At 42.6% G+C, this 2,668-nt stretch carries 4 protein-coding genes; 2 read left to right on the forward strand and 2 right to left on the reverse strand.

Annotated elements, in window-relative coordinates:
* Nucleotides 1-438 (forward strand): serine O-acetyltransferase (locus ACFE90_RS37710; protein WP_375507331.1); only part of this gene is annotated, 438 nt, incomplete at its 5' end.
* 193 nt (nt 439-631) lie between these two features.
* Nucleotides 632-1,222, forward strand: coding sequence for a Crp/Fnr family transcriptional regulator (locus ACFE90_RS37715; protein ID WP_375507332.1), 591 nt, complete (start codon nt 632-634; stop codon nt 1,220-1,222).
* Nucleotides 1,223-1,228: 6 nt separating this feature from the next.
* Here ACFE90_RS37715 and ACFE90_RS37720 read toward each other — a convergent pair whose 3' ends face one another.
* Together ACFE90_RS37720 and ACFE90_RS37725 are read right to left on the reverse strand one after the other, a co-directional pair.
* The gene (locus ACFE90_RS37720; RefSeq protein ID WP_375507333.1) at nt 1,229-1,618 is read right to left on the reverse strand and encodes an NIL domain-containing protein; all 390 of its coding nucleotides are present in this window, start codon (nt 1,616-1,618) and stop codon (nt 1,229-1,231) included.
* Entirely contained in the window at nt 1,590-2,255 is a 666-nt protein-coding gene (locus tag ACFE90_RS37725; RefSeq protein ID WP_375507334.1) for an NIL domain-containing protein, read from the reverse strand. Before ACFE90_RS37725 ends, ACFE90_RS37720 begins: the two co-directional genes overlap by 29 nt.
* Nucleotides 2,256-2,668 lie beyond the last annotated feature (413 nt).

Below are 2,668 nucleotides of genomic sequence, written 5' to 3' on the forward strand. Positions count from 1 at the left end.
ATTTATCAAGGTGTCACCCTTGGCGGGACTGGGAAAGAAAGCGGCAAACGCCATCCAACTTTAGGCTCTCATGTAGTTGTGGGAGCAGGTGCAAAGGTATTAGGAAATATTCAAATTGGCGATCGCGTCCGTATTGGAGCTGGTTCTGTGGTGCTGCGAGATGTTCCCAGTAACACTACTGTAGTTGGGATTCCAGGGCGCGTGACTCGTCAGAACAATTCGTCTACCAATGTTCTTGATCATGATAAAGTACGCGACGTAGAAGCTGAAGTCATCCGTGCTTTATTTGAACGCGTCAAGGCTCTAGAGAAACAGTTCGAGGATTTGCAACAATCAAGTTTGTCCCCAACTGAGCTTGACAACGAACCAACCGACAACCCTAAGAGCAATAATTCTAATGGGATAATTGAAGATTTTCTCGATGGTGCAGGAATTTAATTTTGGGCATTGGGCATTGATAAGAGGCAGGGAGCAGAGGAAAAAGAGGTAATATTTTTATTCTCTCCCTTGCTCCCTGCTCCCTGCCCCTGTGCTTCTTCCCCATTCCGCACTTTAAAATATTCATAGCCTCTTAGAACCTGATATAAATATAATACTACGGTTAATTTATCGGAGAATAGCTTTATCTACTATGGTGTCTTTGTACACAAGCTTACCTAGCTTAACAAGTAATAATACTAAGGAGCTTTTTGCCCGTAGGTCATTTCTACCAGAGCATGAAAACGGACTTTGGAAGATTGAAACGGGTTTTATCAGGACTTTTACCTATTTGGAAGATGGTACAACCGTCGCGCTGGGATTGTGGGGTCCTGGAGATGTCGTTGGTAAGGCTTTATCAAAATTAGATCCTTACCAAATGGAATGCCTAACTAAAGTAGAGGCGACGGTCTTACCTCTAGAGGAATGGAGTCAACTAACAGAAACTCTACTTACCCATATCCAACAGGCTCAAGAATTGATGGTTATTCGTAGCCATAAAAAAGTTGAAACTATGCTGCTCAAGCTGTTGGCATGGTTATCCAAAAAGTTTGGTTCGGAAGTTGAAAAAGGACGTTTAATAGATATGCGTCTGACTCACGAGGATCTGGCGGAAATGCTCGGTTCAACTCGTGTGACTATCACTCGTATTCTTGGTCAGTTTGAGCAAGAGGGCCTGATTGCTCGTCTTTCCTTGCATCGAATTGTGCTGCGAGAAGAAGAAATTTGGTACTACGAAATTTAGATTATTTCAGCAAAACCAGCCATCGCCGTCAGCATTCGGCTTACCCACAATTCTCAGATTCAGGGATTCCAGGTAAGCCAGACCGCTAGAGATTTGTGCCACTGTTCCCTGCAATTCAATGTCAAAGTATCCTTCTTTATCTGTATTTGGTTGTAGCATAGCCTTAATAATATTAACTACCAAGCCGTAACTAGAAATTAACTGCGAAATTACAGGCACTTGCAGATAGCATTTAGGAATATATATCCGCAGACGAATCTGGGTGATTTGGCTTTTTGTGGAAACTGAAGAAACCAGTGATAATCTGGTTTGGGAATTGCTTTGACGGTTATTTAATGCTGCCATTGGGTAGTGACTATTTTGTGAATTAGTGTAGGCGTAGCCCGTCGTAGACATCGCTATAAACGCTAGACAAATCCAGCCAAATTGGTAGCCCCAGTTTTTCTAAATAACTCAGGCTAGAGTAGAGTTGCTTTGTTCTCCCCCACAAATCCAAATCAAACCAGCCGTCATCTTCGGTATCGGGTTGCAGTCTAGCACTGGTGATATTGACTGTTAGTCCATAACGAGAAACTAACTCGGAAATCACTGGTTCTTCGTAATAAGATTTTAAGACGCACAGTTGCAAGCGCAATCGACTGGTTTGACCGAGAGAAATCCATTGCTGGAATTGTTCTTGCCATTGATTTGTCAGCCATGCAGAGTCTTTGGGACTCAGTTTGCTAGCCGGATGTGGGAAAGCTAAAGAGTGTTGGTTGGGTTGAATTTGGGTAGCGATCGCTAATTCCAGCAAATTCACTCCCAATCCTTGCAAGTAAGATAGGCTATTTGTCAGTTTTTGGGGATTTCCCGAAAGTTCCAAGTCAAACCAGCCATCGCTGTCGTTGTCGGATGTCAAGGATGCAGCTTTGATATTGACGGTTAAACCATAACGAGACACCAGCCGGGAAATTACAGGTTGCCTGTGATAACGCTGAGGCACGAGAATACGGCTGTGGACTGAAGTAGGTTCTACAGATTTACTCTGAGACATCAGATTAATTCCCAATAGCGATGCCTAGGTTGGGCTGTGCCTACGCAATCTTTAGGTTCGGCAGAGAATTTTACTGATGCCGTACCCTTAAAACTCAACTGTGCTTCCTTGAATGTCAGCCTCATAGAGATTTTCATATTTCTGGCTTCTATTAAACTACGGTAACACTATCGGTTTAATGCATTTGTTGTTATGTAAAGGAGGTTCTCACAAAGAGCGCAAAAAAGCAATGAGTAAATGCACGTAACCATGCTCAGCTTATCTGGAGTATTTTAGTACTAAGTTTGTTGACAATTACTATATCTATAGCAAAGATCCTAAAACCTCTGGTTAAATAGGAAGCGGATTTCCCCGTAAATCTAGTTTTTTCAATTTCGGCAAACTTTTGATCGCCTCTGGAATCTGGGTAATTT

The organism is uncultured Nostoc sp., assembly GCF_964245445.1.
Classification (GTDB): Bacteria; Cyanobacteriota; Cyanobacteriia; order Cyanobacteriales; family Nostocaceae; genus Nostoc.